Source organism: Chryseobacterium sp. StRB126 (assembly GCF_000829375.1).
In the GTDB taxonomy this organism is placed as follows: Bacteria; Bacteroidota; Bacteroidia; order Flavobacteriales; family Weeksellaceae; genus Chryseobacterium.
Map to the genome: position 1 here is coordinate 1,965,271 of NZ_AP014624.1, position 22,418 is coordinate 1,987,688.

25 protein-coding genes are annotated in these 22,418 nt (G+C 35.7%); 13 read left to right on the forward strand and 12 right to left on the reverse strand.

All coding sequences use genetic code 11. The annotated features are described in order from the left end of the window. Positions 1 to 76: 76 nt before the first annotated feature. The 3 genes from CHSO_RS08780 to CHSO_RS08790 all read left to right on the forward strand — a co-directional run bounded on the left by CHSO_RS08780 (position 77) and on the right by CHSO_RS08790 (position 1,943). Positions 77 to 484, forward strand: coding sequence for an RrF2 family transcriptional regulator (locus CHSO_RS08780; protein WP_045502189.1), 408 nt, complete (start codon positions 77 to 79; stop codon positions 482 to 484). A 192-nt stretch (positions 485 to 676) separates the two neighbouring features. Further along, positions 677 to 1,564 (forward strand): sulfite exporter TauE/SafE family protein, encoded by an 888-nt coding sequence (locus CHSO_RS08785; protein WP_045495031.1) that lies wholly within the window; start codon positions 677 to 679, stop codon positions 1,562 to 1,564. A gap of 88 nt (positions 1,565 to 1,652) precedes the next feature. Further along, the gene (locus CHSO_RS08790) at positions 1,653 to 1,943 is read left to right on the forward strand and encodes a putative quinol monooxygenase (RefSeq protein ID WP_045495034.1); all 291 of its coding nucleotides are present in this window, start codon (positions 1,653 to 1,655) and stop codon (positions 1,941 to 1,943) included. A gap of 77 nt (positions 1,944 to 2,020) precedes the next feature. On the opposite strand, the gene CHSO_RS08795 is transcribed toward CHSO_RS08790, so the two are convergent. Both CHSO_RS08795 and CHSO_RS08800 read right to left on the reverse strand, forming a co-directional pair. Next, complete coding sequence (locus tag CHSO_RS08795; RefSeq protein WP_045495037.1) at positions 2,021 to 3,313, reverse strand: T9SS type A sorting domain-containing protein; 1,293 nt, start codon at positions 3,311 to 3,313, stop codon at positions 2,021 to 2,023. Between the two features lie 172 nt (positions 3,314 to 3,485). Next, the gene (locus CHSO_RS08800) at positions 3,486 to 4,277 is read right to left on the reverse strand and encodes a T9SS type A sorting domain-containing protein (protein WP_045495040.1); all 792 of its coding nucleotides are present in this window, start codon (positions 4,275 to 4,277) and stop codon (positions 3,486 to 3,488) included. Between the two features lie 96 nt (positions 4,278 to 4,373). On the opposite strand from CHSO_RS08800, the gene CHSO_RS08805 reads away from it, so the two are divergent. The 9 genes from CHSO_RS08805 to CHSO_RS08845 all read left to right on the forward strand — a co-directional run bounded on the left by CHSO_RS08805 (position 4,374) and on the right by CHSO_RS08845 (position 14,049). Then, entirely contained in the window at positions 4,374 to 6,491 is a 2,118-nt protein-coding gene (locus tag CHSO_RS08805) for a TonB-dependent receptor plug domain-containing protein (RefSeq protein ID WP_045495043.1), read from the forward strand. Between the two features lie 10 nt (positions 6,492 to 6,501). Continuing rightward, positions 6,502 to 7,608, forward strand: a complete 1,107-nt coding sequence (locus CHSO_RS08810; RefSeq protein WP_045495046.1) for an HmuY family protein — start codon at positions 6,502 to 6,504, stop codon at positions 7,606 to 7,608. 21 nt (positions 7,609 to 7,629) lie between these two features. After that, on the forward strand, positions 7,630 to 8,508 hold the full coding sequence (locus CHSO_RS08815; RefSeq protein ID WP_045495049.1) for a hemin ABC transporter substrate-binding protein: 879 nt from the start codon (positions 7,630 to 7,632) through the stop codon (positions 8,506 to 8,508). Continuing rightward, a complete protein-coding gene (locus CHSO_RS08820; RefSeq protein ID WP_045495052.1) occupies positions 8,492 to 9,532 on the forward strand; it encodes a FecCD family ABC transporter permease in 1,041 nt (346 codons plus the stop codon). Before CHSO_RS08815 ends, CHSO_RS08820 begins: the two co-directional genes overlap by 17 nt. Further along, positions 9,533 to 10,306 carry a heme ABC transporter ATP-binding protein gene (locus CHSO_RS08825; RefSeq protein ID WP_045495055.1) on the forward strand — a complete coding sequence of 258 codons (774 nt, stop codon included), beginning with the start codon at positions 9,533 to 9,535 and terminating at the stop codon, positions 10,304 to 10,306. It abuts the gene before it with no gap. A gap of 2 nt (positions 10,307 to 10,308) precedes the next feature. Continuing rightward, on the forward strand, positions 10,309 to 10,959 hold the full coding sequence (locus tag CHSO_RS08830; protein WP_045495058.1) for a class I SAM-dependent methyltransferase: 651 nt from the start codon (positions 10,309 to 10,311) through the stop codon (positions 10,957 to 10,959). A gap of 4 nt (positions 10,960 to 10,963) precedes the next feature. Next, complete coding sequence (locus tag CHSO_RS08835; RefSeq protein WP_045495062.1) at positions 10,964 to 11,992, forward strand: hemin-degrading factor; 1,029 nt, start codon at positions 10,964 to 10,966, stop codon at positions 11,990 to 11,992. A 138-nt stretch (positions 11,993 to 12,130) separates the two neighbouring features. Further along, a complete protein-coding gene (locus CHSO_RS08840) occupies positions 12,131 to 13,003 on the forward strand; it encodes a ChaN family lipoprotein (RefSeq protein WP_045495065.1) in 873 nt (290 codons plus the stop codon). Between the two features lie 416 nt (positions 13,004 to 13,419). Then, positions 13,420 to 14,049: a peptide deformylase gene (locus CHSO_RS08845; protein WP_045495068.1), complete on the forward strand. Its 630-nt coding sequence runs from the start codon at positions 13,420 to 13,422 to the stop codon at positions 14,047 to 14,049. A 222-nt stretch (positions 14,050 to 14,271) separates the two neighbouring features. Here the strand turns inward: CHSO_RS08845 and CHSO_RS08850 are convergent, their stop codons facing one another. Genes CHSO_RS08850 through CHSO_RS08860 form a run of 3 tightly spaced genes read right to left on the reverse strand, consistent with a single transcriptional unit; the run spans position 14,272 to position 15,794 of the window. Continuing rightward, positions 14,272 to 14,697, reverse strand: a complete 426-nt coding sequence (locus CHSO_RS08850) for an organic hydroperoxide resistance protein (protein WP_045495071.1) — start codon at positions 14,695 to 14,697, stop codon at positions 14,272 to 14,274. Further along, entirely contained in the window at positions 14,697 to 15,131 is a 435-nt protein-coding gene (locus CHSO_RS08855; RefSeq protein ID WP_045495074.1) for a MarR family winged helix-turn-helix transcriptional regulator, read from the reverse strand. The genes CHSO_RS08850 and CHSO_RS08855 overlap by 1 nt, the downstream gene beginning before the upstream one ends. 30 nt (positions 15,132 to 15,161) lie before the next feature. Next, on the reverse strand, positions 15,162 to 15,794 hold the full coding sequence (locus tag CHSO_RS08860) for an NAD(P)H-dependent oxidoreductase (RefSeq protein WP_045495078.1): 633 nt from the start codon (positions 15,792 to 15,794) through the stop codon (positions 15,162 to 15,164). Between the two features lie 449 nt (positions 15,795 to 16,243). Between CHSO_RS08860 and CHSO_RS08865 the strand changes: the two genes are divergently transcribed. After that, positions 16,244 to 16,999, forward strand: coding sequence for an SDR family oxidoreductase (locus CHSO_RS08865; protein WP_045495081.1), 756 nt, complete (start codon positions 16,244 to 16,246; stop codon positions 16,997 to 16,999). An 18-nt stretch (positions 17,000 to 17,017) separates the two neighbouring features. On the opposite strand, the gene CHSO_RS08870 is transcribed toward CHSO_RS08865, so the two are convergent. From CHSO_RS08870 to tnpA, 7 genes are all read right to left on the reverse strand, one after another. Next, positions 17,018 to 17,329 (reverse strand): hypothetical protein, encoded by a 312-nt coding sequence (locus CHSO_RS08870; RefSeq protein WP_045495084.1) that lies wholly within the window; start codon positions 17,327 to 17,329, stop codon positions 17,018 to 17,020. Positions 17,330 to 17,399: 70 nt separating this feature from the next. Further along, positions 17,400 to 18,359, reverse strand: a complete 960-nt coding sequence (locus tag CHSO_RS08875; protein ID WP_144428883.1) for a protein-glutamine glutaminase — start codon at positions 18,357 to 18,359, stop codon at positions 17,400 to 17,402. A 193-nt stretch (positions 18,360 to 18,552) separates the two neighbouring features. Next, on the reverse strand, positions 18,553 to 19,281 hold the full coding sequence (gene lipB / locus CHSO_RS08880) for a lipoyl(octanoyl) transferase LipB (RefSeq protein ID WP_045495090.1): 729 nt from the start codon (positions 19,279 to 19,281) through the stop codon (positions 18,553 to 18,555). A gap of 31 nt (positions 19,282 to 19,312) precedes the next feature. Continuing rightward, positions 19,313 to 20,047: a tryptophan synthase subunit alpha gene (gene trpA / locus CHSO_RS08885; protein ID WP_045495093.1), complete on the reverse strand. Its 735-nt coding sequence runs from the start codon at positions 20,045 to 20,047 to the stop codon at positions 19,313 to 19,315. Positions 20,048 to 20,108: 61 nt separating this feature from the next. Continuing rightward, positions 20,109 to 21,287 carry a tryptophan synthase subunit beta gene (trpB, locus tag CHSO_RS08890; RefSeq protein ID WP_045495096.1) on the reverse strand — a complete coding sequence of 393 codons (1,179 nt, stop codon included), beginning with the start codon at positions 21,285 to 21,287 and terminating at the stop codon, positions 20,109 to 20,111. Positions 21,288 to 21,291: 4 nt separating this feature from the next. Next, on the reverse strand, positions 21,292 to 21,837 hold the full coding sequence (locus tag CHSO_RS08895) for a GNAT family N-acetyltransferase (RefSeq protein WP_045495099.1): 546 nt from the start codon (positions 21,835 to 21,837) through the stop codon (positions 21,292 to 21,294). 91 nt (positions 21,838 to 21,928) lie between these two features. Further along, positions 21,929 to 22,381: an IS200/IS605 family transposase gene (gene tnpA / locus CHSO_RS08900; protein WP_045495102.1), complete on the reverse strand. Its 453-nt coding sequence runs from the start codon at positions 22,379 to 22,381 to the stop codon at positions 21,929 to 21,931. Between the last annotated feature and the right edge of the window lie 37 nt (positions 22,382 to 22,418).

Genomic DNA, 22,418 nt, shown 5'->3' on the forward strand with positions numbered 1-22,418 from the left:
AAAGCCATTAATGAGCTCTTTTGCAATTTTGTCTTTTAACTTAAACATATTAAACAATTTTCTTATTTTTGCTGTAATGCTATCAAAAAAATCTCAATATGCGTTTAAGGCACTTTCATATCTTGTAGAAAAAAGAAATGAAGGGCCGGTTCTTATTTCCGAAATTGCGGAACACAAAAAGATACCCTTAAAGTTTTTAGAAAATATCCTGCTTGAATTGAAAAAAGCAGAGATCCTTGACAGTAAAAAAGGAAAAGGAGGAGGATACTTCCTGAAGGAAAACCCTGAAAATGTGAAGTTAGCTAAAATTATTCGTCTTGTGAATGGCCCTATTGCCATGCTTCCGTGTGTGAGTCTTAACTTTTATGAAAAATGTGAAGACTGCAACGAAGATCACTGTGGATTGCATGATGTATTGATAGAGGTTCGTGATGCTTCACTGAATATTCTTGAGAAGAAAACTTTAATGGATCTGGTCGACTGACCTGATCCTTTTTTTTGAAATATTAGTCTACTTATTTTGTAGGATAATATTTTTATTGGATATTTGCATGACTTCAAAAGAATAAATTATGATTCCAAAAGAAGAGGCAGATATTATGAATCCAAATTGGGAAGGAGAGATGTTGAATGATGCTTTGAATGTGAAGAAAAATAAACTTACAATTTTAGAGCTATGGTGATTACAAGAAAAATTCAGATAAGGCTCAATGTATTGTTTGTCACAATTGCTCTGGTATCTGTAGCCATTTTTTCCCTCTATGAACTGGGGTACTTTGATGAGCTGCAACAGATTCTGGCGAAGGACCATTATATTTTTTATTGGATGCTTCTGGTGGGTGTTTTTGCAGAAATTGTAGCCGGATCCATGGGAATGGGTTATGGAGTAATCTGTACCACCACATTGTTGCTCCTGAATATTCCTCCTCATATTGTAAGCGCCAGTATTCACTCCGCAGAAAGTTTTACCACGGCTGCAGGAAGTATAAGCCATATTAAGCTTAAGAATGTAAGTAAGAGTCTGGTGAAGAAATTAGTTGTTCCGGCAGTCATTGGAGCAGTTATCGGGGCGATTAGTCTTACTTATCTTGGAGAATATTACGCGAAGATCACCAAAACAGTGATTGCTTTTTACACCCTATATCTTGGATTTCAGATTCTCTCTAATGCTTTTAAAGATAAACAGAATAAAGCACTGAAAAGAAAGACCAACCTTACAAGGCTTGGCGTAATCGGAGGATTTATAGACTCTTTTGCCGGTGGCGGATGGGGCCCTTTGGTAACCGGAACTCTGATTAAAAATGCTTTTACCCCAAGATTTGCGGTAGGAAGTTCTACTGTTGCTAAGTTTATCCTGACCATCACAGCTGCTGTCACGTTTTTCTTTACACTGGGAATTCAACACTGGAATATCATTCTGGGGCTTTTAATTGGCGGAATTATTACTGCGCCTTTCTCGGCTATGCTTACCGCAAAGCTTCCGGTGAAGAAGATGTTTGTAGTCATTGGAACTTTAGTTATTGTGATGAGTTCTATAACTATTTATAAATCAGTATTCAGTTAAAAATATGTTTGAAAGTGTAAAAATAAAAGGGTCAAAAATAAATTTGATTTTGAAAATATTTTACTTTTACATCAATAAATATTAGAATATGAATTTACATATCATTGCACTTTTTAAGTTTAATGAAAATTATCTGATGGAAGCCGTAGAGCTTTTTCAAAACCTGGTGAAAGAAACAAGAAAAGAAGAAGGATGCCTTCAGTATGACCTTATTGAAGATAAAGACAACAAAGGAACATTCTTCCTGATTGAGCTTTGGGAAAGTGTTGACCATCATAATAGACACAACGGACAGGATCATCTGCTGGACTTCCGTAAAGATGCTTCCAAAATTATGGAAAGTGGAACGGAGGTTTACAAAGGATTTAAAATATACTAAAACAAATAAAAGGCGGCTTCAGTATTCTGAAGGCCGCCTTTTTATTAGAAAAAATAGAAAGTATTGTGAGTAAAATATTATTTCACGATAAGTTTTTTGGTCTCTGAATTACCACCATAAGTGATTTTCACCATATAATTGCCTGAAGTAAGATGAGAAAGGTTCAGATCCTGTTTGTAAAATCCTGTTTGATTGGTTAATTCAGAAGCATGTACCTTTTTTCCGGTAAGGTCATATACTTCTACACTCCCTTTATTGCTTGCTTTTTCTTTAACATCAAATAGTACAGTTACTTTTTTATCTGCGGTTGTAGGGTTTGGGTAGATTCCGAAAGAAGCTTTTTTACTTACTTCTGTAATTCCCAGCGATCCTGTAATTTTTTTATACTTGAAAAACATGTTTCCTGTACTGGAACCGTCACTTTGAGTAAAATACATTCTGTAATAATCGCTATCTTTTTTCACATAATAAACAACATTATTCTTTAATGTCGTAATGCTTTTCCATGAATGGCCAATGGATGTGATATTAGATGAAAAACTATTGGCTGCAGGGATATTTCCATTAGCTATCTCCTGAGTTTCAGGGCTTACCATTGCTATTTTAAGGCTAGGACTTTGAATAGCCCCTGCAACAGGATACATCTGAACACCATTATAGAAGGTAAAATATTTTGTAAACACTAAGTCCCATGCGTTTCTTGAAGGTTCCATATTAGGAACTTTTGCTCCGGTATCAAATGAAAAATAATTAAAGAAAGCATCATCTGTTCCGTTAGCTATAGTCTTTGTTTCCGTAGGACTCCATGCTGTACCATTCCATTTAGAGTATTTGAATGTGTATCCAGCAAATGCATCTTCAATAGCAAACTTAATATAAATTCCTGAAGCATATTTTAAAACAAAAATTGCTTTCCCTTGAACATGATGGCTCACTGTATTATAAACTCCCCATCCTGTAGAAGGAATATTAGGGTTAGGAGCTGTAATAGGTCCCTGTTCAAAAGCTCCCTGACTCCAATCTGTAGTTTGATCAGGGTTATAAAGGGGTTCTCCCCAAGAAGCTTCGTTGTTTATATCGATATTATCCCATTCAGCTAAACTGGTAGCAGCAGTATATACTTCAATGTTCTTAGCGTCATTAATTCTTGTTCCTGTTGTGTAAGGAGAAACTCTATAGAATGCTACATCCCACGCATTTGCCGGTTGAGATACCATGTTTCCATCAGTAAAATTAAAGAATGAACGATTCTGGTATCCACTTCCCAATGTCATATTTGCTTGGGTATATCCTAACGCATCTGTCTGTGCCAAGATGGTCTGTTGAACAGTAAAGGCAAGCACCGAAGCCAATAATAGTTTTGTTCTCATAATTTATTTTTAAAATTATTATTTAGAATGTTTCAACAAAAGTATATATTTATTTTTAATCATTCTAAATAAAAATATGATTTTTATCGTGTTTTAATCTTTATTAGAAACAAAAAAACCGAAAGGAAGGTTCCTCTCGGCTTTATCTAGGCAGATAAGAGTCTAATAAATCTTATTTTTTAATGAATTTTGATTGAAAGGTTTTACCATCTGCTGTTTCAATGGAAGCGTAATATACTCCTTTCTGTAAATGATTGATAGTAAACGATTCTCCGTTTGGCTTCCCTTCTGCTACTTTCTGTCCTGAAGCAGAATAAATCTGTACATTTTTAAGCTGTTTTTTCGTGATAAATACAAGAGCTGTATTGTCTGTGTTCATGGCGAACTTCACCTCTTCTTTTGATGCTGTATTTTCTTTTACCCCTAAAGATGAAGTGCTATTATATACGACATCATCAATCTGAATGGCAGTGTGCATATTGCTTCCAATGATTTTAAATGCAATATATTGTTTGGAAGAAGCTGGTACAGATAATGAATACTGTACATTACCAGCAGTCAGATTAATAATATTACCAATAGAAGTAAATGTACTCATATCAGTAGTATTATCTACTAAACCTATTTCTATTGTTCCGGTTGCTCCTGAGGTAGATCCTGTCGTTAAGGCAGCTTTAAAAGTTAAGGTTTTGTTTCCATCTGGTGCAACAATTTGTGGAGTAATCAGGTAACCGGCTGTATTAGCAGCTGAAAAACTATAGTATTGTATAAGTTTATTCGTTGTTCCAGCAACATAAACCCAAGGACCGGATGTTGTATTTTGGATATTTGACCAGTTGTTTTGAGGCCAGGGGGCAGTATTTCCTGCTGTAAATGTCTGAAAATCTTCATTAATAGTTGCTGATTGTGCATTTGCTGTTACTGCTGTAAACAGTAACGTGGCAAAGAGTAGTCTTAATTTCATAAATTATCATTATTTAGAATTATTACACAAAAATATATATTTATTTTTAATTGTTCTAAATAAAGCTTTATATTTGTTGAAAATTTTTTGCCCCCTATGAAGAAGAAGGTGCTTTCAATATTATCATTATCCGCGATCTGCTGGATTAATGCACAGGAACAGGATTCTCTTAAACAGAAAAAGATAGAAGAGGTTGTTGTTACAGGACAATATACTCAACAGTCTGTCAATAAATCTATCTATAAAGTTGAAGTGATCAATGCAGCACAGATTAAGAATATGGCAGCAACCAATGTTGCAGATGTTCTGAATCAAAGCCTTAATATATTGATTACTTCGGATCGTAATTCCGGCAATTCTACAGCAAGCTTAATGGGACTTGGAGGGGAATATACTAAAGTCCTAATTGATAATATTCCTGTAGTGGGAGATATAGGATTGGGAAATAATATAGACCTTACTAAGCTTAACATCAACAATGTAGAAAGAATAGAAGTGGTAAGAGGCTCCATGGGAGTTGACTACGGAAGCAATGCTGTGGCAGGGGTTATTAATATTATTACCAAGAAAAACAGCAAGAAAAAACTAACGTTAAATGCTTCTGTGCAGGAAGAAACGGTAGGGAAAGAATATGATATTAAGAAAAAAGGGGAGGGTAGACATATCCAGACTTTAAATATTGGTTATAATATTAATGAAAACTGGTATGTAGGAGCTAATATTAACCACAACGATTTTCAGGGATTCAAAGGAACGCAAGAAGGATATAAGTATTTTGAACAGGATGGGAAAAGAGGATATCTATGGCAGCCTAAGGATGTTCTTAATGTTGATGGAGTTATAAGATATAATAAGAATAAAACTTCAATATTTTATAAATTCGGTTTTGTCAGTGAAAAACTGAATTATTATAATCCAATTGTCAACGAGTATTTTTATGATGTAAAGAACAGAACTTACTCTTCCAATGACAGAGACTACTATACAACCAGATACTTACATCAGCTTAATGTACAGGCTAAATTAGGAACGGTAAACTATACCGGAGATTTCTCTTATCAGACTCAGGATAGAAAGTACAGAGATTTTAAATATGATATTCCAAACAGAAAAGTAATTGGTGATAAAGACGACTATCAATCTTATAATAAAGCAGACATTATTTATTCAAGAGGAGTTTTCAGTAACTTTTTAGATAATAAAAAAATTGATTTCCAATTAGGCTATGAATTGGATCATACCTCAGGTTTTGCAGGAAATATCGCAGGTAGCTTCAAGGGAACGGATAATGTGAAAAGAAAAATATTCAATTATGCCAATTTTATGTCTGTTGAATGGAATGCTACAAATTGGTTGTCACTACGTCCCGGATATCGTTTGGCGTTAAGTGATAAATTTGATGTACAACATAACTATTCCTTAACAGCAAGAGCAAAAGTTACTGATAATGATAATTTCAGATTAGTAGTAGGAAGTGCCAACCGTTTCCCAAACTTTGATGAACTCTATACTTATATGGTAGACAGTAACCATGATATCAGAGGGAATGAAAACCTTACTCCTGAAACAGGGATGACAGCTTCATTAAATGGAGAAAAAACACTTACAACCGCTTCTGGATGGAATATCGGATTAGGGGCAAGCGCCACTTATCTTCATGTAAAAGACAGAATAGAATCTGTAACCGTAAGCAGACAACCTTTAAAATATCAGTATCTTAATCTGAATAAATATAAATCTTATTTGTTCGAAGCTAATTTTAAAGCTCAGAAAGAGCAGCTTTCTCTTGCAGCGAATGTTGCTTATTATGGAACTTCAAAACAGCTGACAGATGGATTCATCACTTCACCCAACGACTTCTTTTATACATTGGAGGCTAGTGCCATGGTGAACTATACCATTCCGAATGTAAACACCACCTTATCATTATTCTATAAATACACAGGGAAAACACAACAGTTTACCTTGTCTCCTGATCTTAAAAATCCAACCTACGAACTTGGAGAAAGAGGGGGTTTTCATATGATGAACTTCATTGTTACGCAACCTTTCTTTAATCAACATCTGGAGGTAGGCCTCGGAGTGAAAAATATTTTTGATGTAACCTCTGTAAGAGATACTACCCTTACAGGAAATGCTCATAGTACTACAGAACCAAAAATTAATTTGTTCTATGGCAGAAGCTTCTTTACCCGATTAAGCTATAATTTTTAAAATTCTAACAATGAAAAAGATATTATTTTATCTATTAATAGGAACATCATTTCTTGCCCAATCCTGTATTAATGCTAATGAAGATCCGGTATCGGTTGTCCCTTCAGAAGGGATATCTGTAAATCCGTTTGTGAATGGATCAGCACAGCCTAATCAGGTGTGGATAGACTTAAGTGATGTGAATGAGCAGAATGGACAGCCAAAACAGACTACTACTAACAGAACAGACTGGGACCTTGCCTTTTATTCAGGAAATGAATTTAAAGTGATTTTGAACACGTCTATTATGATGGCTGCAGGTAAAATTCCGAATATCACTGATATTGAAAAGGTAAAAGAATCTGATATTGCCAGTTTAAAGGACGAGGTGCAGGTTGCTAACTTTAACCCTGATAATGTACAATATATTGATGATGTAAAAGGAAATTTTCCTACTGGCACTACAGCCATAGAAGAAATAAAAGCTACGGCATCTGAAAATGCAGTTTATCTTATTAACCTTGGTAAAGAACTTTATACAGGAACAATAGCAACAGGTTCAACCATCACAGGTGGAGATGACAGAGGCTGGATGAAAGTACAAATAGTAAGACAGGGGGATGGCTATAAAGTAAGATATGGGCAACTGAATGCTGCCGGTGCAGCTATTAAAGAAGTAGAAGTGAAGAAAAATAAAGCTTACAACTTTACCTTCTTTAACTTAAAAAAGAATCAGGAAGTATTTATTCAGCCGAAAAAAAATAAATGGGACATCTGTTTCACTGTATTTACCAATATCATTCCAAGTGTAGGAAGCTATATTAATGCAGATTTTGTAACCACCAATAATGTAGGAAATGTAGGAGCATATGAAGTGAAAGTGGCATCAGGAGCAATGGTGGAAACCTTCAATAAATTTAAAAAGGAGAACGTAGATGATTCCAAATTTGTATACAATGACCAAAGAATAATTGGAGGAAACTGGAGAGAAGTGGGGCCGGAAGGGTCTAAAGTAAAAGGAGATATCTTCTATATCATTAAAGATGGAGCAGGGGCTTATTATAAAATAAGATTCGTGAAAATTGTTAATGAAAAAGGAGAAAGAGGGCATCCAACGTTTCTGTACAAAGCCTTATAATAAATCAAATAATAGTATATCATGAAGAAATTTATCCTTGCAGCTTCAGTTCTTGTAGCGTTGTATTCATGCAAAAAAGAAGAAGGTGCTAAAAAAGAAAATGCAACGGAAGCTACATCTGAAGCTCCGAAAAGCAATAATAAAATCGTAACCCTAAGCGGCGGAATTACAGAGATTGTAACTGCTTTAGGTCATGAAAAAGAAATCGTAGGAACAGATGTTACCAGTACTTATCCGGCAAGTTTAAAAGCTACAGCTAAGGATCTTGGACATGTAAGATCAATGACTATTGAACCGATTATGGCCGTAGGCCCTACTTTAATTCTGGCTTCAGATAAAGATATCAATCCGGAATTATTAGGAAAAATCAAGACATCAGGGATCAAAACTGAAGTTTTCAAACAGGAATATACCGTTGAAGGAACTAAAAAACTGATTGAAGAGGTGGCCAAAGCGGTAGGGAATACGGATTATCAGAAACTAAATGATAAAATAGATGCCGATCTGAAGCAGGTTCAGCCTCTTACTAAAAAAACAAAAGTATTATTCATTTATGCAAGAGGAAATATGCTGATGGTAGCAGGTAAAAATACCCCAATGGCCTCTTTAATTAATCTTGCAGGTGCAGAAAATGCAGTAAATGACTTTGAAGATTTCAAACCATTAACGCCGGAAGCAGTTGTAAAAGCTAATCCTGATGTATTGTTCTTCTTTGAAACAGGATTACAGGGAGCAGGAGGAAACGAAGGAGCATTGAAGATGCCGGGAGTTTCCCAGACTAACGCCGGAAAAAATAAGAAAATCATCGCAATGGATGGAGGGTTAGTGTCAGGTTTTGGCCCAAGACTAGGAGAAGCAGCAGTTGGATTAAACAAACTTTTAATTGAAAACGCAAAGTAAATTATACCTTTATCTTACTATAAGTAGTGCATTGCTGGTTGTTCTGGCAATTGCAGCTCTTAATATTGGCATTTATGATTTTAACGGAGTGTCGCCGTTTACGGTTCTGGGACAGTATATCCAAGGAGATCCTGGTTTATCCCCGAGTGATAAATATGTGATTTGGGATGTAAGAACTTCCAGAATAGGAATGGCCATTTTAATAGGAAGTATGTTGGCTGTATCCGGGACCACATTGCAAGGGCTGTTCAAAAATCCATTGGCAACAGGAGAGGCAATAGGTTTAACGTCAGGAGCTACATTATTAGCTGCATTTGCCATTGTGCTGGGCGGGCATTTTAAACAATATCTTCCTGAAGTAGTTCAGTTTTCACTAGTAGGTATTTCCGCTTTTATAGGAGCTTTACTGGCTATGATGCTGGTGTACAGAATCTCTACAAGCGCGGGAAAAACAAATGTCGTAATGATGCTGTTGAGTGGAGTAGCAATTACATCCATAGGCTTTTCTATTACAGGATTTCTAATCTATATTTCAAAGGATGAACAGTTGAGAGACCTTTCATTCTGGAATATGGGGAGCCTTGCGGCAGCAACATGGACTAAGAATATTGTTCTGGCAGTAGTCATCGTTATTTCCTACACTATTTTACTTCCGAAGGGGAAAGCATTGAATGCAATGATGTTAGGAGAAAAAGATGCCCAGCATTTAGGAATTCATGTAGAAAAACTGAAAAAGCAGATTGTGATTATTACATCACTGATGATAGGGACGTCTGTGGCTTTTTCAGGGACAATCGGTTTTGTAGGTCTTATTGTACCTTATATTTTAAGACTTTTATTCAAATCGAATTATGTCTTCATTCTACCGTTGTCAGCGGTGTTGGGAAGTATTCTGCTTTTAATTGCAGATACCATCAGCAGAAGCATTGTGGCTCCATCAGAATTACCGATCGGTATTTTAACCTCCTTGATCGGCGGGCCGATTTTTATAGCTATTTTAATTAAATTTAAAAAATCACTCTAAATGATAAAAGCACATCAGATCAATTATCTTCACAGGGATTTTAAAATTCTTGACAGTGTTGATGTCTCTTTGGATTACGGAGAGTTTTTAGCAATTGTTGGCCCGAACGGAGCAGGTAAATCAAGCCTTCTCAGCGTATTGGCCAATGAAGTAAAGCAAGGGAAATCTAAAATTTTATTTAAAGATAGATCCATTGCTGACTGGGAGATAAAAGAGTTGTCTCAGCACAGGGCTAAGTTCTCGCAGCACAATTCCAATGAAATTCCTCTGCAGGTAAAAGATGTTGTGATGATGGGAAGGTATCCTTATTTTGATGCCCAGCCCGGAAAGGAAGATCTGGAAGCCATGAACAATATGATGTATGAAACAGATGTTTTTCATATGAAAGACAGGGATTACAATACTTTATCCGGCGGAGAGAAACAACGTGTTCACCTTTCTAGAGTGATGGCACAACTTCAGAATGGAATTGCTCACAAGATGGTTTTTATGGATGAGCCTTTGAATAATCTGGATATAAAGCATCAGTACAAAGCACTGGAAATTATAAAAAACTTTACCCAAAAAGCCAATAGTGCGATCGTTGTTTTACATGATTTGAATCTTGCCGCTCAGTTTGCAGATAAGATTTTGCTCATGAAATCCGGAAAAGTATCTGCTTATGGAACTCCGGATGAAGTTTTTACTTCCGAAAATATAAGTAAGGCTTACAATTTCCCCTGTACTATTTGTGAACATCCTATTACCAATAACCCAATGATCATTTTTGGATAACCATGGAAAAAGAAGAATTAAAAATCCTCGCACAGAATCTAGCCAATCCTCAGGGAGAAAAAGGTGTAGAGATTGGTGAAATGATGAATGCCACTAACATCGGTATGACGTTAGAAAGTATCAGAACTCTTTTGATAGAAGACGATGAGAATATCCTTGAGATAGGACATGGAAATGGAGACCACGTAAAAAATATTTTGAGCCTGGCTACAGGGTTGAAATACAAAGGGATCGATATTTCTGAAACCATGCATAACGAAGCTAAAAAACTGAATAAAGAATTCGAAAATAAAGCTGAGTTTGTACTTTATGAGGGGAAAAAGCTTCCTTTTCATGATCAGACTTTTGATAAAATATTTACAGTGAATACTGTCTATTTCTGGGAAGAACCTGTAGAATTTTTAAATGAGGTGTATAGAGTTTTGAAAGATGACGGAACGTTTGTTCTCACTTTCGGACAAAGAGATTTTATGGAAAAACTCCCGTTTACAGCTTATGATTTTACCCTCTATAATAATGATGAGATGGAAGAGCTCGTATCTAAAAGTCATTTTAAGAGAATGAAAACTTCTGAAAAAGAAGAAGAAATAAAAAGCAAAACAGGAAACGAAACAATACAAAGAACCTATACAATTTTAACTATAAAAAAATAAAACAATGAGCATATTAGTGAATGATTTAAAGGAAAAATGGGAAGCTCTGAAAGCTGAAAATCCACATGTAAGAATAAGAAATGCTGCAACACAGTTTGGAGTAAGCGAAGCCGAGCTATTGGTAACAAGCATCGGAGAAGGAGTTACAGTTTTAAACCCTGACTTTCCGGGAATTCTTACAGAAGCAGAGAAATTAGGAAAAGTAATGGCACTTACCCGTAATGATGAGTGTGTTCATGAAAGAAAAGGAATTTACCAAAACGGAGATTTCAGCAGTCCTCACGCTCAGCTTTTCGTAGGTGAAGACATTGATCTTAGAATATTCCTTAACCATTGGAAGTTCGCATTTGCAGTAGTAGAGGGAGATAAGAAAAGCATTCAGTTCTTTGGAAAAGACGGATTGGCACTGCATAAAATCTACTTAACTAAAAACAGTGATGAGGCTGCTTTCGATGCTATTGTTGAAAAATTTAAAGCGGAAGGACAAAACCAGACTTTCACCTTTGAAGCAGTCGCTCCAAAACAAGCAGAGAAGCCAGATGCCGAAATAGATGTTGAAGGATTCAAAAAAGCATGGACAGAACTAAAAGATACACATGATTTCTTCATGATGACGAGAAAATTTGGGGTAAGCAGAACACAGGCTCTAAGACTGGCTCCGGAAGGATTTACTCAAAAGATTGATAACTCAAAAGTAGTCAACATTCTTGAAGAAGCTTCTGAAAAGGGTACGCCCATAATGGTTTTCGTAGGAAACAGAGGTATTATTCAGATTCATACCGGAAATGTAAAGAAAACCCTTTGGCATCAGCAATGGTTCAATGTAATGGATCCTGATTTCAACCTGCACTTAGATGTAACGAAAATTGCAGAAGCATGGATTGTGAAAAAACCAACTGAAGACGGAGAGGTTACGGCTATCGAAGTATTCAATAAAGAAGGAGACTTCATCGTTCAGTTCTTTGGAAAAAGAAAACCAGGAATTCCTGAACTTCAGGAATGGAAAGATCTTGTAGCAACTCTTGAACAATAAATAATTAGATGATTTTAAGGGGGCCGTTTTGTTTGTAATATTCAAAGCGGTCTTTTTCTTTTAGCTTTTGGAAAGCATTGTAAAAAGTACCAAAATATTACGTAATTTATGGTTAAATTAAAATAGAAAAGATAGACAATGAAGAATATTTTGATAGCGATTTTCCTGGCAGGTTTCTGTTCCCTTAATGCACAGAACTTTAAAGCATATCAGTTTTATGATCAAAAGGGTAAAGAGGTAAAAACAGATAAATTGGTTAAGGAATTGGCAGATTATGATGTAGTTTTCTTTGGCGAAAATCATAACAGCTCCATCAATCACTGGCTTCAGCTTAAAATAACAGAAGCTTTGTATGAAAAGAAAAACGGACAGCTTATTCTGGGTGCCGAAATGTTTGAAAGAGACAATCAGGCTCAGCTGAATCAGTATTTGAATGGGAAATTTGATGCAAAAACATTGAAAGACTCTGTCCGGTTATGGAATAACTATGCCACAGACTACAAACCCCTGGTAGATTTTGCTAAAAAAAACAAACTGAACTTTATCGCAACGAATATTCCGAGAAGATATGCCTCACAAACAGCAAAAGAAGGAATTGAATCTTTGAATAAGCTAAGCGATAAAGAAAAAACATACATTGCTCAATTACCGATCAAAGTAACTTTAGACACACCGGGATATCCTGAAATGAAAGCCATGATGGGCGATCATGCAGAAGGAACCAAAGTAATGAATTTTATTTCTGCACAAGCAACAAAGGATGCAACCATGGCTGAATCTATCCTGAAAAATATTCAGGCAGGGAAAACCTTTATTCATTATAACGGTAATTATCACAGCAAAGAATTTGGCGGAACTTATTGGTATATCAAACAGAAAAATCCAAATTTAAAAATGGCCGTAATTTCTGTTTTTGAATCAGAAGATCCTGAACTGAAAGTTCCTTCAAAAGAGTATATCCCAACGGAGTTCAATCTGGTTATTCCCGGTGATATGACGAAGACTTTTTAATTCAGTCTCTCGCAGATCACACAGATTTTGCAGATTTTTAATTGTAAAAAGTAATAATTTTATTTACAGGATTAATCAAAATAACAATATCAAATTCAATAGGGGGCTGTCTCAAAAGTCAAATAATTTGGCTTTTGTCATTCTGACGAAGGAAGAATCTCATTGTTGGTCAGTTGTTTGAGATTCTTCATTACATTACATTTCATTTCATTCAGAATGACACTTTTGAGACAGCCTCTTTCTTTTTATAAATATTCCAATGGCTTTAGCCAAAACCTAATAATAAAAACACAAATAGAGATTTAACTACTAACAGCAACCTCCAGCCTCCCTCTTCCAGCTTTCCATCTTAAAACTCCAACATCATTACCGATTTTAACACAACAATCTCTACCTTTGTACTACATCCGGTTTGTATGAAAAAAATATCCATTCTATTTATACTTTTTGCAGGGCTGCTTGATGCCCAGAAACTAACTTCTGATGAACTGTCTATTATCAATCAGGGGAATGCAGATTCGGCGTTACCAATCTATCAGACTACCGATGCTCATCAACATAAAACTTTGCTGAGTATTTCTTCAGAGATTAATCCAACTGACTCTAATACTGCTGTTCTTGTGAAGAGAATGAAGGAATCTCTTCTTTCAACTGATGGCGGAGTAGGTATTGCAGCTCCACAGGTAGGAATTAACCGAAAAGTGATCTGGGTACAACGCTTTGACAAAGAAGGAACTCCTTTAGAATACTTTATCAATCCGGTGATTGTATGGAGGTCTGATTTGCAGAATCTGGGACCTGAAGGTGACTTATCAATTCCTGATTTCAGAGATCAGTTTTACAGAAGCAAAGTCATTCAACTGGAATATTTGGATTTGAAAGGGCAAAAATATTCAGAAATAGTAGAAGGCTTCACCGCTGTGATTTTCCAGCACGAAATAGATCACCTTTTCGGAATTTTAATCTCCGATAAAAAAGAAAAAGAGAAAAACGATTCTTACAAAAAGGTAGATGCCTACCAGAAAAGTGATCTGAATAAAAGATAAGTAATGAGTAATGAGGCGCCAGCTAGACAGTATGCTTCATTGAATCGATACATCGATTCACTCTTTGCCTACTTAAAAATAAAGCATTACGAAAATAAAATTTTGCATTGAGAATATTCACAATCATCCGTGTTCATCTGAGAAAATCTGTGGTTAAAATAAAAAATGAGCTGTTTTTATCTCAAAAACAGCTCATTTCAAATATAATTATAAAAAATTGGATTAATCGTTGTTGGTTACAGAAAGCTTAACCTCAATATTGTTTCTCGTTGCATTAGAATAAGGACAAATCTGATGTGCTTTTTCCGTTAAAGACTGCGCTTCTTCAATAGAAACTCCAGGAATATTAACGTCTAATTCCACTGCCAATCCAAAACCTCCGTTTTCAATTTGTCCTATGCTTACCTGAGCTGTAACCGTAGTTTCACCGGTTTTTACTTTACCTAGGCTGATCACTCTGTTCAAAGCACTGTCGAAGCATGCTGAATATCCTGCTGCAAAAAGCATTTCAGGGTTGGTGAAGTCATCGTTAGCTCCACCTAATGCTTTGGGCATTTTTACTTCAAGATCCAATACTCCGTTTTCACTTTTTACATGACCATTTCTTCCACCAGTAGCAGTGACTTTTGTTGTATATAATGTTTTCATTATTTCTCTATTTTGTTTAGTATTTTTAAAACTGTTTCTTTGAGCTCTAACAGTTCTTCAGGTTTTATCCCGATCTTTTCCTGGATCTTACCCGGAATTTCACAGGCCTTTTTCTGAAGCTGTTTTCCAGCTTCAGCTAGAAATACTTCAACAACTCTCTCGTCCTCTTTTTTACGTTTTCTTATGATAAATCCTTTTGTCTCCAGTCTTTTGAGAAGAGGAGTTAGTGTCCCACTATCCAGAAACAGTTTTTCTCCGATATGCGTTACGGTAAGTCCGTCTCCATTCCATAATATCATCATCACAAGGTATTGCGGATAAGTGATATCCAGCTCATCAAGAAAAGGACGGTATAATCCGGTGATTTCCTTGGCAATTACGTATAATGGGAAACAGATCTGATTTTCTAATTTTGGGGTATTTGAATGTTCCATAAGATTGAGTACGAAAGATTCGTGAAGGTATTACTTTTTAATGATAAACTCATCCATTGGAATACGGACTTTTTTCATAGAAGACAACCAGTCATTGGCTTCGTCGCGGTATCCAAGGTATAAGAGACTTACACTTTTTAAGCCTAATTCTTTTAATCCCAGTATTTCATCTACCACTTCATTGCTGAACCCTTCTGCCGGAGTGCTGTCAATTTTAAGTTCTGCAGCCTGGGCAAGAGCAATTCCTAAAGCAATATAAGTCTGGCGGGCAGTGTGTGCAAAGTGTTGTTCAGGAGTTTGCGCTCCATACATTTCTTTGATTTTATCTGTATAACTTCCAAAACGGCCTTTTGGAAGATTTCTTACATCAGTATGATGATCATATACTTTGTCAATTTTTTCATTAGAATAGCTGTCCCAGGCAGCAAATACCAAAACGTGAGAAGAATCTCTCATTACTTCCGGGTTTAAAGCTCCGGCAACCATTTTATCTTTTAATTCCTGATTCTCTACTACAATAATACGGAAAGGCTGTAAACCTGATGAAGTAGGAGCCAGTCTTGCTGCTTCCAGAATGGTATTTAAATCTTCAGCTGATACTTTTTTAGATGGGTCATAAGCTTTTACAGCGTGTCTCCAATTAAGGTCTTCTATTAATGACATTTTCTTTTATTTTTAAATTAAACTATTTAATGATTATTTATTTTGTGATCATTTAACTATGCAAATATACAAGCAATTAAATTGTGTGCAATTTAATTTTGAAAGATTTTATTGATAACTATTATTTATTTTATAAAAAATGGTATAAATAACCTGAGTTCTGGATAAGACATTTCTGTTTTTAGTAAGTAAGGAAGCCTGGAGAGGGAAGTGAGTTAAGGTTGAAAAAACCACTTACAATCCTGTAATTTATTATTCTTTTAAAGACTGCCTCATCAAATTTTACGACAACGTCAGAAATGGTAGCTCTGATAGTAACTTCCAGCCTATTATTCTTAATTTTCTTATTCCGGAATCAGGTTAAGTATATTTTGTTTTTTCAGCATGATTCGGATTTTTTCCCATGAGAGGTATTTCAATCTTTGCAATAGAATTTTAAACCAAAAACAATGCAGAGATTTAAAAACAAAACAGCAATTATTACAGGCGGAACAAACGGAATGGGCTTGGCTACTGCTCAAAAATTTATAGAAGAGGGTGGAAGTGTTATTATCACCGGACGAAGCGAAGAGACGGTTAATAAAGCTTTGGATAAACTAGGAGAACATGCTTTTGGAATTATTTCTGATGCAGGGAATATGAAGGATTTACTGAATTTACAGCAAGAGGTGAGAAAATATGCAGAACACATTGATGTTATTTTTGCCAATGCTGGCTATGGAAAATTTGCTCCTGTTGAAAGGGTGGATGAAAGTCTTTTTGATGAACTCTTTAATGTATTGGTAAAAGGACCTTTTTTCACTGTTCAACAGTTGTTACCATTGATGAAAACAGGAAGTTCAGTTATTTTTAATACTTCTGTTGCTACAGAGATTGCCATGAACAGTTTTTCAGTATATTCTGCAGCGAAATCAGCAGTGCAGTCTTTCATTAAAACCTTTGCGATAGAATTTACAGAACGCGGAATTCGGGTGAATGGAGTGAGCCCGGGTCATATCAAAACCAATATTTTTCATAATACGGGTTTGGGACCTGAGCAAATTGAAACTGCGGTTCAGGATATTATTCCTAGCATCCCTTTTAAAAGACAGGGCAATCCTGAGGAAATTGCCAGTGTAGTTCTGTTCCTTGCATCAGAAGAGGCTTCTTATATTCATGGTGCGGAAATCAAAGTAGATGCAGGAATTTCGGTAATAAGATCATAGATTGAGACCATGCAAAGCTTACTTCACCTCATTGATTTGTTTGATGATATTGGTTTTACTTTCAATACCAATATTATAGGTTTTACCATTTTTAAAACTCAAATTAACCTTTTCCATTAATGCTTTATAATCAGAAGATTTTTTTGACAGATAAAAGACCTGAGCACTTATTCCTATGGCTACACGCACAACTTCTTCCGGTTTATCCGGATCTTCAAGGATATTGTTGATCGTAGCATTATTATACCAGGTTAATTTCTGGGATTCAGAGTTAGAAGAACAGGATGTAATCATGGTAAACAGTAATAATAAATAAGTCCAGACTTTCATAATAATAAGTTATTGAGTAAAAAGCTCCTGCAATATAGAAATAAATGCAGGAGCTCTATAAAAAAGTTAGTTAGAATCCGCAATGTGCAGTACTAGGTACCGGAGCAGAACAGCCTGAAAGAGCTGAGAATGCTGTTAATGTGCAATTGGTATTAACCAGATTGTTATCATACAATAAAGATCCTGATGGACTTCTGTAATAAACGTTCCCTGCCGTGTTAGCATAAGAAGAAACAGAAGTAGAGCCACAAGTAGAGTTGGTACATGCCGTTCTCCATGCAGTATCAGTGATAGGGCCTGTTGAGTTTAGAGAAGGGTCAATAATTCTTTTTTCCACCACTCCAGATGCATTTTTAAAGCTTACCAATACAGCAACGTGATATACCCATGATACGCAGCAAGTACCTGTAGAAGCTCTTAAATTACCATATACGAATTGTTTTTCGCACTCATATCCGGCATTGTTTAGGATTTGTCTCATCTTGTGAGCTCTTGCATAACATCCGTCTACAGGATATCTGAAAGTGATACAAGGAGAAGAAGCAGTAGAAGTGCCGCAAGATTGATTTTTGATCTGAGTAAATAAACTGTTTAAAGTCGCCAAGTCAGGAATAACACTGGCTAATTTTCTGTCTGCGCTGCCTTCTGCTTTTACCTCTTTAGTTAAAGCCGATTTAAAGAAGCGGATATCTTCCAATGTAGGGCTTTCTACTTTTGCAATTTCATTGGAATTGGCTTTAAGGAAGATATGAACCGGAGATTCATTTTTTACAGCCTCGCTAATCATGGAAATATAAGCTTCGTTTTCCTTAGTGTCTTTAATTTCATAAGGCTGTGCTGAAAGGATAAAGGAAACTTTATATTTTCCGTCTTCTTTATCGAGTCCTACAGGAACAGTTCTTCCGAACTCTTTCATTGCAATTTCTTTAGATTGCGGATTTACAGTTTCCTGATTCGCATTGGAATCTGAACAGGAGTTGATGGAAAGTACTGATACAAATACCATCAACGATAGCAAAATTTTTTTCATAGTTCTCATATTTTGGTGGTTAAGATTTTTCTAAATAGCATTTCATTTATTCACTATTTAGTGATAATAAAATTATGAAAAATTCAAATATATGCAAGTAATATTTTCAAAAAATAATTAATATTAAAGAATGATTCACAAAAAAATCCCTATGCATCGACTGCATAGGGATTATGATATTTAAAATTTAATTTTATTTGTAAATCAATTCTGCCTGGAATACATCTGCGAAATGCTTTCTGATTTTTGCTTTTATATCTTCCATTTCTTCCGGTGTTAACTCTCTTTCAAGTTCTCTTTTTAAAGAAGTAACCTGCTTATCCTTAATTCCACACGGCACAATGTATTCAAAGTAACGCATGTCTGTATTCACATTCAGTGCAAAACCATGTAACGTTACCCATCGGGAAGCTTTTACTCCCATTGCACAGATCTTTCTGGCATAAGGTTTCCCAACATCCAGCCATACACCGGTTTCTCCCTGGGAGCGTTCGCCTTTAAGCCCATATTCACCAATAGTTCTGATGATAACTTCTTCAAGATTTCTCATATATAAATGAATATCTGTAAAGAAATTTTCAAGATCCAGAACTGGATACCCTACAATCTGGCCATAACCATGATAGGTGATGTCTCCGCCACGGTTGGTTTTTACGTACGTAGCTTCTATTTCCTTCAGTTTATCAATTCCGGCCAGCATATTTTCTTCGTGTCCACTTTTTCCTAAGGTATATACATGAGGATGCTCTACAAAAAGAAGGTGGTTCGGAGTAGTGATATGCTGTTCTGCGGGCAGGTCACGGTTCTTTATTTTAGTTTCAATAATATCTTTCATCAGTTTTTCCTGATAATCCCAAGCGGGCTGATATTCTTTAACTCCTAAATCTTCAAATTCTACTGCTTTATTTTGATTTGTATTCATTTCAATTTTTGATATACAAATTTAGTGAATTTTAAGCTTTTATGGAATGGATAAAATCTATGGCATTTTTCTTCCAATCTTTATCCTGAAGCAAAACATTCACAAAGGCTGTTCCGATAATTCCTCCATCTGCTTTCTCCGTTACATTTTCAAAATCTGCCTTTGATTTTATTCCGAAACCGATCATTACAGGATTTTTAAGAGGAAGATCAGCTAATCGCGTCAGGTAGTTTTCATTCTTTAAAACAGTATTTTCGTTTCCGGTAGTGGAAGATGAGCTTACTGCATACAGGAATCCTGAACTTAATGAATCTAAATACTGTATTCTTTCATCTGATGTTTCCGGAGTCACCAGAAATGTGAAATTAAGGTTGTACTTTTTCAGAATGTGCTGATAATTTTTCTCAAATTCGATGGGTGGAAGATCGGGAAGAATAAGCCCTGAAACTCCACTTTCCGAACATTCTTTACAGAATTTTTCAAAACCAAAGCTCAATACGGGATTGATGTATCCCATTAAAATTACTGGGACTTTTATTTCATTTTTTATGGTTTTTAACTGGGAAAAAAGTTTTTCGATAGTCATTCCATTTTGAAGGGCCAGTTCATGGGCTTTTTGAATCACAGGTCCGTCTGCTACGGGATCAGAATAAGGCATTCCAATTTCAATCATGTCTGCTCCGGAATCCTGAATCAGTTGTATAATATCTGCAGTATCTTCCAGTTGCGGAATCCCTGCGGTGAAGTATATATTTAGTTTCTTCATTTCTTTATAGTATAATATATAATGTACAATGTTGTACAAATAGAATAATAAATTAGATCGGTTATAAATTTTTAAGATATGTTTCCATATCCTTATCTCCACGGCCACTCAGGCAGATGACAACGATATCATCTTCTTTGAATTTCTTCTTGTCTAAAACAGCAAGAGCGTGAGAACTTTCTAAAGCAGGGATAATTCCTTCAAGTTGGGTTAGTTCAAAAGCACATTTCAGAGCTTCATCATCATTGATGCTGAAAAAATCAGCTCTTTTTTCTTTAAATAAGTTGGCATGGAAAGGTCCTATTCCTGGATAATCAAGGCCTGCAGAGATGGAATGAGGTTCAATAACCTGCCCATCTTCAGTTTGCATGACAAGGCTTTTGCTTCCATGAAGTACTCCAAGGGTTCCTAAGAATGTGGTAGCAGCAGATTTCCCTGAGTCAACTCCAAGGCCTCCGGCTTCAGCAGCAATGATTTTTACTTCTTTTTCGTCTACAAAATGGTAAAATGTTCCGGCAGCATTACTTCCGCCCCCTACACAGGCAATCACATAATCAGGATTTTCTCTTCCGATTTTCTCTTTAAGCTGTTCCTTGATTTCTTTTGAAATGATACTTTGAAATCTTGCCACAAGATCTGGGAAAGGGTGGGGCCCAACCACACTACCAATCACATAATGAGTAGTGACAGGGTTGTTGATCCAATCTCTTAAGGCTTCATTTACAGCATCCTTCAGGGTTTTTGATCCTGAAGTGGCAGCGATAACTTCTGCACCTAACATTTTCATTCGGGCCACATTCGGGGCTTGCCTCTGAATATCAATTTCACCCATATAAACAATACATTCAAGACCAAGCAATGCACATGCGGTTGCAGTTGCTACACCATGCTGTCCTGCTCCGGTTTCTGCAATAATTCTTGTTTTTCCAAGACGTTTTGCCAAAAGAACCTGCCCTAATGCATTATTGATTTTATGAGCCCCGGTATGGTTAAGATCTTCTCGTTTTAAGTAGATCCGGGTATTGTATTTTTTACTTAAATTTTTAGCAAAATATAGGGGTGTTGCTCTGCCTACATAATTTGTAAGCAGATCCTGATATTCATTCTGAAAGTCTTCGGATTCAATGATTTCAAGATAGTTCTTTTGCAGTTCTTCTACATTCGGATAAAGCATTTCTGGGATAAAAGCTCCTCCAAATTCTCCATAATATCCGTGTTCATCAGGGTTTTTATAATTCATTTCTTTATTCTTTAGTAATTAAATAAGCGTTATGTTGTGTACTCAATCTACTGAGCTCTTCTTTTTCTTTTTGGGAAATATTAAAAATTAAAATATCATCATCTTCCGAATTGATCCATTCAGAATCTGTATGTTCCTTAATAGCCTTTGCTTTGTTATACAGAATTTCAATATTGCACTTTTCATAAAACGGACGAAGATCGGCGTGGCAGAAACCAATCGTTTCCAAATTTCTTTGGGTCACATTTTCTTTAAACTTCTGCACTAATATTGCTCCATATCCTTTTTTCTTATGAGCAGCAACCAGTCCTACAGTTTCTGCAAAGGCATATTGATTTCCGGAAATCTCCAGTACAAAATCAAAATTGAGACGGAGCACTGCCAGAATCTCTGATTGCGAATCCAACAGAAAATGAAACTCCGAATCTTTAAAAAAGGTGCGGAAATAAGACGGTTTCATGGTGTTCCATACAGAAACATCCCAGAGTTTTAGGATATGTTCAATATCGTTGTCTGTTAATTCATTAATTTGTTTAATCTGGTATTTCATGAGTTTTTAATAATAATCAAATTAATAAAGAGTCCCAACGGGACGATTTAACCATAGCAAAGGATGAAATCCTTAGCTATAATCATTGTATCTAATCCCACAAAAAATTTTCATCATATTCCATTTTATGTTTTTCCAGTATTTCAATAAATTCATTTTTAAAATCCTGTTTTTGATGATGTCGGCGTTGATTTTTAATATATTTTGCCACAATAGGAACATTTTTTTCACCCACCGAAAATGCACCGTAACCATCCTGCCAAAAGAAATTCTTGTATTTCTTGCCTTTTGTTTTGATCCATTTTGAAGAATGCGCCTTTATCTCCTGAACCAACTTCATTAATGCAATCTTCCTGGACAATCTACAAAGAATATGGATATGATTATCTGTTCCTCCAATCTGTAATGCATAACTTTCAAAATCTTTACATAATATGGCGATGTAGGCATACAATTCTTTTTCTATGTTTTCATCTATAAAATCGTTCCTGTATTTTGTACTGAATACAATATGGACGTAATTTTTGACTAATGATTGTGGCATTTGTGTGTTTTTTTTGGTGGTTGATATTAATATGTTG

Bases quoted from the DNA above. Each gene is read 5' to 3' on its own strand.
- trpB (WP_045495096.1), bottom strand. From the start codon at position 21,287: ATGAATTATAAAAACCCTGATGAACACGGATATTATGGAGAATTTGGA.
- CHSO_RS08785 (WP_045495031.1), top strand. From the start codon at position 677: ATGGTGATTACAAGAAAAATTCAGATAAGGCTCAATGTATTGTTTGTC.
- tnpA (WP_045495102.1), bottom strand. From the start codon at position 22,381: ATGCCACAATCATTAGTCAAAAATTACGTCCATATTGTATTCAGTACA.
- CHSO_RS08815 (WP_045495049.1), top strand. From the start codon at position 7,630: ATGAAGAAATTTATCCTTGCAGCTTCAGTTCTTGTAGCGTTGTATTCA.
- CHSO_RS08865 (WP_045495081.1), top strand. From the start codon at position 16,244: ATGCAGAGATTTAAAAACAAAACAGCAATTATTACAGGCGGAACAAAC.
- CHSO_RS08800 (WP_045495040.1), bottom strand. From the start codon at position 4,277: ATGAAATTAAGACTACTCTTTGCCACGTTACTGTTTACAGCAGTAACA.
- CHSO_RS08830 (WP_045495058.1), top strand. From the start codon at position 10,309: ATGGAAAAAGAAGAATTAAAAATCCTCGCACAGAATCTAGCCAATCCT.
- CHSO_RS08845 (WP_045495068.1), top strand. From the start codon at position 13,420: ATGAAAAAAATATCCATTCTATTTATACTTTTTGCAGGGCTGCTTGAT.
- CHSO_RS08805 (WP_045495043.1), top strand. From the start codon at position 4,374: ATGAAGAAGAAGGTGCTTTCAATATTATCATTATCCGCGATCTGCTGG.
- CHSO_RS08870 (WP_045495084.1), bottom strand. From the start codon at position 17,329: ATGAAAGTCTGGACTTATTTATTATTACTGTTTACCATGATTACATCC.
- CHSO_RS08790 (WP_045495034.1), top strand. From the start codon at position 1,653: ATGAATTTACATATCATTGCACTTTTTAAGTTTAATGAAAATTATCTG.
- CHSO_RS08875 (WP_144428883.1), bottom strand. From the start codon at position 18,359: ATGAAAAAAATTTTGCTATCGTTGATGGTATTTGTATCAGTACTTTCC.
- trpA (WP_045495093.1), bottom strand. From the start codon at position 20,047: ATGAAGAAACTAAATATATACTTCACCGCAGGGATTCCGCAACTGGAA.
- CHSO_RS08850 (WP_045495071.1), bottom strand. From the start codon at position 14,697: ATGAAAACATTATATACAACAAAAGTCACTGCTACTGGTGGAAGAAAT.
- lipB (WP_045495090.1), bottom strand. From the start codon at position 19,281: ATGAATACAAATCAAAATAAAGCAGTAGAATTTGAAGATTTAGGAGTT.
- CHSO_RS08795 (WP_045495037.1), bottom strand. From the start codon at position 3,313: ATGAGAACAAAACTATTATTGGCTTCGGTGCTTGCCTTTACTGTTCAA.
- CHSO_RS08835 (WP_045495062.1), top strand. From the start codon at position 10,964: ATGAGCATATTAGTGAATGATTTAAAGGAAAAATGGGAAGCTCTGAAA.
- CHSO_RS08860 (WP_045495078.1), bottom strand. From the start codon at position 15,794: ATGTCATTAATAGAAGACCTTAATTGGAGACACGCTGTAAAAGCTTAT.
- CHSO_RS08840 (WP_045495065.1), top strand. From the start codon at position 12,131: ATGAAGAATATTTTGATAGCGATTTTCCTGGCAGGTTTCTGTTCCCTT.
- CHSO_RS08855 (WP_045495074.1), bottom strand. From the start codon at position 15,131: ATGGAACATTCAAATACCCCAAAATTAGAAAATCAGATCTGTTTCCCA.
- CHSO_RS08780 (WP_045502189.1), top strand. From the start codon at position 77: ATGCTATCAAAAAAATCTCAATATGCGTTTAAGGCACTTTCATATCTT.
- CHSO_RS08825 (WP_045495055.1), top strand. From the start codon at position 9,533: ATGATAAAAGCACATCAGATCAATTATCTTCACAGGGATTTTAAAATT.
- CHSO_RS08895 (WP_045495099.1), bottom strand. From the start codon at position 21,837: ATGAAATACCAGATTAAACAAATTAATGAATTAACAGACAACGATATT.
- CHSO_RS08810 (WP_045495046.1), top strand. From the start codon at position 6,502: ATGAAAAAGATATTATTTTATCTATTAATAGGAACATCATTTCTTGCC.